The organism is Acinetobacter sp. YH12255, assembly GCF_013417355.1.
In the GTDB taxonomy this organism is placed as follows: Bacteria; Pseudomonadota; Gammaproteobacteria; order Pseudomonadales; family Moraxellaceae; genus Acinetobacter; species Acinetobacter pseudolwoffii.
In genome coordinates this window covers 1-5,952 of the sequence record NZ_VPEC01000045.1, presented here as the reverse complement: position 1 = coordinate 5,952, position 5,952 = coordinate 1, and the positions used below count along the sequence as shown (strand labels likewise).

Annotated in this window: 4 protein-coding genes and 1 pseudogene; all 5 read right to left on the bottom strand. The window is 34.9% G+C overall.

The window, feature by feature from the left end:
* The coding region (locus FTV30_RS13605; RefSeq protein WP_151813106.1) for a transposase at nucleotides 1–140 on the bottom strand (140 nt) is incomplete at its 3' end.
* Between the two features lie 207 nt (nucleotides 141–347).
* A complete protein-coding gene (locus tag FTV30_RS13600; RefSeq protein WP_100355857.1) occupies nucleotides 348–785 on the bottom strand; it encodes a hypothetical protein in 438 nt (145 codons plus the stop codon).
* Nucleotides 785–1,399, bottom strand: coding sequence for an AAA family ATPase (locus FTV30_RS13595; protein WP_100355858.1), 615 nt, complete (start codon nucleotides 1,397–1,399; stop codon nucleotides 785–787). Before FTV30_RS13595 ends, FTV30_RS13600 begins: the two co-directional genes overlap by 1 nt.
* An 865-nt stretch (nucleotides 1,400–2,264) precedes the next feature.
* Nucleotides 2,265–4,154: a DEAD/DEAH box helicase family protein gene (locus tag FTV30_RS13590; RefSeq protein WP_100355859.1), complete on the bottom strand. Its 1,890-nt coding sequence runs from the start codon at nucleotides 4,152–4,154 to the stop codon at nucleotides 2,265–2,267.
* A gap of 914 nt (nucleotides 4,155–5,068) precedes the next feature.
* A pseudogene (locus FTV30_RS16360) lies at nucleotides 5,069–5,821 on the bottom strand (IS3 family transposase); the annotation flags it as partial.
* Nucleotides 5,822–5,952 lie beyond the last annotated feature (131 nt).

The following is a 5,952-nucleotide window of genomic DNA, read 5'->3' as shown; positions in this document are numbered from 1 at the left end:
AATCCATGTTGCAAAGCGACCGAAGCAATTGAAACGTCCGGTGCTTTACAAGCCTGAACGATCTGCTGTTTAAATTCAGCACTGTATGTTCTTCGTTTTTTCGCAAGAGATGCGATGGATGTCTGGTTATTTGTAGTCATAAATTTTAGTCCCCACTTGTTTTTAAGTGGGGACTAAATTAAGGCTTATAGGATGAATTCATAAGGTGTGTTCAGCGGACGCTTACGTTTGTGTTAGCTATTTTGTACACTAATCAAATAATTTTCAGTGGCAGAACACACCAAAGAAATTAGAAAATATTATATGAATTAATATATTGTTAGATAAAGTTAGGAGATGGACTTTTATTATTTATTTTTCTTACGTTCAGCCTTGCGCTGTTCACTCAATTTTTGATGCTCCTCTTCACTCAATTTAACCTTAGTTTGGTTAAATGGTTTACCCAGTGTTAAGTTATATTTTTCAGCACCTAAAACACGTTTTGCTTCTTTCAGAATTACATCACGAATAAAATCATTCAAAGACTCACCAACGAATCCGGCTGCTTCTTTTAGAACTTTCTCTTCCTCATAATACAAAGGTACAGATGCTAAACGTCCGTGCTCTTTACGAAAGCGTTTCTTCACATCTTGGGTGTGTGGAGTGAGAATAATCTTGTACATTAAATTACGTGTGTATTCGACTTCTTGACCATTAGCATCATCTACAGTCGCTTCAGGATTCTCTAAAATTTCCTCAAGATCATCACCAAAACCTAAAGATGGTTTACTCTTATTTTTAACCATTATAGGATCTCCACCAAGAAATCATTAAATTCATCTCTAGCCTTAGAGCTACCCATTTCCATTACAGACAAGCCTTGAATCGTTGCATCACGGAATTGTTTACGATCACGGATAATGGTGTTTAATAACTTGAATTTAGGAAGTGTTCCTAGCAGTTCGATTGAATCTGCAACTTCAGTAGATCTTGTATTTGATGGAGCTTTATTAACAACCAGATATGGTTGAAGCTTTTCATTGACCTTGTGATAGGTATTAAATAATTTCAATACAAATGGAAGGACTTCAACATCGGCTTGGCTTGGTTGTGTTGGAACAATTAACTTATCACTGACTTGAAGAGCAGATCTAAATTCTTCACTGTCACGCCCAGCTACGTCTAATAAAACATAGTCATATTTCTTTTGAAGATCTAAAAGGATCTTCTTTAAATCACCAGTATGGTATTCAGTATAAACAGGATTTTGAGTTCTACGCTTAGACCATTTAAGAGCTGACTGTTGATCATCAGCATCAACTAGGACTATAGACCCCTTCTTACTCAAGGCTACAGCAAGGTTTGTAGCCAGTGTTGTCTTACCTACTCCACCTTTACGATTGGCAATGGTAATTATCATTTCTTCTTCTACCTAAATAGATGTAACAATAGCTCTATTGTATAAAGGATTAATATAAGTCTACAAGAATAATATTTGTTTATTTTGTAACAGGTTATAGATGTGATGTGCCGCATTAAACTGGGGGTGATACAGATTCTAAAGCACTAAACTATACGGGTTGATATCTTTTTATATATCTGGTTTTAATATTAATTTATGGTACGTTTCAAACTGTAAGCATCCGGTGAACCACCGCTTTTTCTAGCTATTCAATACCGTCCATAGTTTCCATTATTAAAAGTGCTGCATTTGCCCCCAGTAAAAGAAGAACTGAACCGCCGCCAGCAATCAAGAGACTGTTGCTCACATTAGGATTCTACTGCAGCAGATGCTCTAGATAGCTTAGTCTTTTGAATATCAAATATTACTCTAGTATAATTAAATGATCTGTATTGATGAAATCAAGCGTTCTCCAGCCCATGGACATGCATGCGGATATGGATACTGCAATGGCATAGGTGATGAGAGCCTTTGGCTACATCAAACCACATTGCGCTTATCTATTCTGTAATAAGCATGGCCATCGCATGAAAGTCCTGGTGGTCTGGCTTTGTGCCAGACGATTGGAATAGGACAAGTTCCATTGAGCTTTATCCACCAGAGTGAAACTGTAGCACTCAGCCTAGAAAATTACAGGGCTGATCCAGGGTAAACCCTGACAGCGTATTGGACTGCAGCAGGTGATGAATATGCTTTCTATAGAGGAAATCTTAACAATGTCATGACTTAATTGAACTAAATCTACAATCTCTTGGATGTTCATTTAATAGCTGTATTGTTAGAGGTATTAAATGATGTAAAAACTTGTATTTAGTTATTCTAATTACAACATTTTAACTATTTTAAAAGCAGGCTTTGTATTTAATCTAGTATCTTTAACTTTATACCATTTTTCAATATCAGTAGCTTTTGCTTTGTCAGGTATATTAAGTTCATTATAAACATCTTGAATACGAACTTTTATATCTGAACGAAGAATAACTTCATCCTTTTTCAAATTAAGTAAAGTCGGAATTTCAGTTGCATTATCCTTCTGTGCATCTTGAATCTTTAATGCTCTTTCAATTGGTAACTTTCTATATTCAAATTTTCTAATCGTGTCGTGCGTCAAAACATCATAAGCAGTTTTGAAATAGTCATCCTTTGCATCAACCAATTTATAAATTTTAGAATTATCTGCATCTCTTGCTTCACAATATTCTTTCATCGTTTCATAAAAGCACTGGCTATGACCTGATAAAAATTTAGCTACACCTTCAGGTTTATGAGCGAATGCTTTATGTTTTGTTTCATCAGTCAGTAAAGCTCTAAATGAGGCAGAATATCCATCTTCATTAACTTCAGCACCTGCAACAACACGTACCACATAAGTTGCTTCTAGTGCTTCGTATGCCTGTAATTCAGCTTTCAATGCAACGTCTGAAACATACAGTTCACCTTTTTCATCTTTGAATGTGTACTTGTCATCTTCAGCAGCTTTTCTTAATTGTTCACGTCCTGCATCTGACATTTTACCTTCTTTGATATCATTCAAAACGTCTTCGCTGTCTTGGATACGTTTCTGAACTTCCTGCATCCATTCTTCTTTTGTACAACTTGCAGCTTCAGGTAGATTTCCAACTAATAGATTAATGTGTTCATTATATTTTGTGTTTCGAATACGACCACAAATTTGAGGTACAAGTACATGGAAATCTACTTTTGTAGCATCACGGAGTCCATTAATGATGATGTAGGTTTGTCCTTCTTCATCGAAGATGTCTGCACCTTCAAAAGCAGTTGAAGTATACAGATTGATCTTTGCAGGGGCTGAAGTGATGTCACTGATCTTTGCCCATTTCAAGCCAAGCTTACTATTAAATGTTTTTTGGTTTGAATTTGATTTTGAACATACAACTCTAATATCGTCAGGATTAAACAGATTCTTACCTGTTTCCTTATCAACTAAGGCTTTCAACTTACTTAGGATAGATGCAATTTCTGTCACTGAGTTATAGAAGATATGAGCATTGCCTTCAATTGTTCCCATCAAATAATCATAGCACAATCCAAACAAAGCATTGTTTACACCTACGCCATGTTCAATTTTTTGAAGGTTAAATTTAACCGGTCTAACATCACCCCACTCGATTGTACATAGTGGTAAATGTTCGAGTGCTGAAGGAAAATATTCACGTTTTGTTGGTGTCGCTGTTAAGAAAACGTACGAACCAAACTTGTTATAGTTTTGAAGTACATATTCACAAGTAGCTGCTTTGAAACTACCTAAATTCACAAGTGTATGTGCTTCATCAATCAGTAATTTAAATGCTTTTGGATTGAAGCCTGGTGTTGTTAGGAGTTTTGGTAATGAGTCAAAAGTACAAACAATTTTTCTAGAACTTGAAGTGTCTTTTAAATATTCTGTTATTTCTTCTCTCTCGGTATCACCATACACGCCAATTAAATCAACAATTCCTTGGTTGTCTGCTAATTTGGATTTAAGTAGGTTAATGTAAGGAACGAGAACTACATAATTTTTTGCATTACGGATAACTAATGTTGTACCACCACAACCTGTAATTTGTTTATTTACATAACAGTTGTCTGGAAAATCCTTAATTAGATTTGAAAGTTTTTCGGAGCTATCACTAGCTATAATTGTTATTGTATTTGCTTGAGCATCTTGCTCTATTTTTACTGCATTATTTATTACTAAATCTTGTAAATTCATTTATCGGATTACCTAAATAGGTCTTAATTTTTAGTGTCATTTATATGTTGTCAGGATATGAAGTAGTGAGGGATAATCCTCTATCCTATGTGATTAACAGTATCAAAATTATAAATCAATGTCAACACTTTATTTCACACAAGTCCATTGTTTACTCTTTTTAAGTATTTGATTGATAATATTTCAATATAAAAAAGTGTAAAATCAAACTATACACTTTTTTAAGCATACCCCCCTTATCTAAGATAGAAAAGTGTAAGGGTTTCTCTTGGACATAGCATTTTGTCTTGAGATCAACTAACGCACTCTGTTACTCTCATTCTATAGTAAACTGGTTCAGTCGTTTGTTTGCTCAAACTATTACTCGGTATATCAAAATGCTAGCGCATTTAGCTATACGCTCGCAAAGTTTCGAGCTAATAAGATTTGATTGATTAGATAATTATTTTACACTTTTTTTAGAAATGAAAATTAAATATACATTTACTATAAAAACAATTGTTTACAAGAAATACTTTACACTTTTTTTCCCACAGCCCTTTATATTATACAATAAATTGTGTAAGAGCTTAGGCAGTTATCAACAGTTATAAATTCAAAGAGTTCTTTTAAAATAGTAAAACATAGTCCTAAGACAAAAGCTTGTCTTGAGTTAGATATAAATATAATAGTAATCAATTAGTTAAAAATTTTTATCTTAAAAGAAGAATTATAAAAATTAATTAACATTCCTTCTAAAGCTCTGACGAGCCTTAGAACTCATTAACCATCTATAAAACTCTACCCTTTCTCATTTATATTCATGTTCTAAGGAACATAAAAAATCATTTATTAATTTTGTAGAAATAGAGGTAACAGTTTAAAAACATGTCTTTATTCTATTGGACTGAATAGCCACCAAAATTCTAGACACATATATCCATCTTGATCCTCTCTCGCTTTAACAACTGAAAGAAACTCTCGGTAACAGCATTATAATGGCAGTTTCCACGCCGACTCATACTGCTTTCAAGATTATGATGCTTGAGAAATGTCTGCCACCCATGGCTGGTGTATTGACTGCCTTGGTCAGAATGAATCAGGACTTTGTTCTTTGGGTTTCTTCGCCACAAAGCCATCAATAATGCATTTAAAAGCAGGTCTGTGGTGATTCTGGATTTCATCGACCAGCCAACCACAAGACGCGAAAATAAATCAATCACCACCGCAAGATATAACCAGCCTTCATGCGTACGGATATAAGTGATTTCAGTCACCCACAGTTGGTTGGGATGAATTGGATAAATTGTCGGTCTAAAGTGTTTGCAGCAACGACAGCGGTATTACCAGCATGAGATCTAGGTTTACGATAACCCCGCTATGATTTAAGACAATTAGCTTTCATCAACCGATAGACCTGATTGATCCCGTAACTCTCACCAACATCTTTCAAATCACAGTGAATCTTGCGATAGCCAGATTCTAGCCAGAATTACCCAAAGAGTTGTTGCCGTTTCTTGGCAGTTTTACTGGTTGGTTGCTTTAACCTTTAACCATGCGTAATAATCACTGTGATGAACATCCAGAGTTGAACATAAACAACGGATCGGCTATATTTGCTGATTGTCCTGAATAAAGGCGTACCTCATTTGGACTGGCTTGCGAAGTACACCGCGGCCTTTTTTAATATGTCCCTTCCAATACGGCTATTGATACAGCTATTAAAACAGCAAAAACAAACGATAAAATATAAGCAATCACCTACTCAAAAAGCTCAACAACCAAAAGCCGTGAGCCAATTTGATTGCATGCCTTTATA

What these genes read in the sequence shown, in the direction of transcription:
- FTV30_RS13595 (WP_100355858.1), bottom strand. Translation starts at nt 1,399, where the DNA reads ATGATAATTACCATTGCCAATCGTAAAGGTGGAGTAGGTAAGACAACA.
- FTV30_RS13590 (WP_100355859.1), bottom strand. Translation starts at nt 4,154, where the DNA reads ATGAATTTACAAGATTTAGTAATAAATAATGCAGTAAAAATAGAGCAA.
- FTV30_RS13600 (WP_100355857.1), bottom strand. Translation starts at nt 785, where the DNA reads ATGGTTAAAAATAAGAGTAAACCATCTTTAGGTTTTGGTGATGATCTT.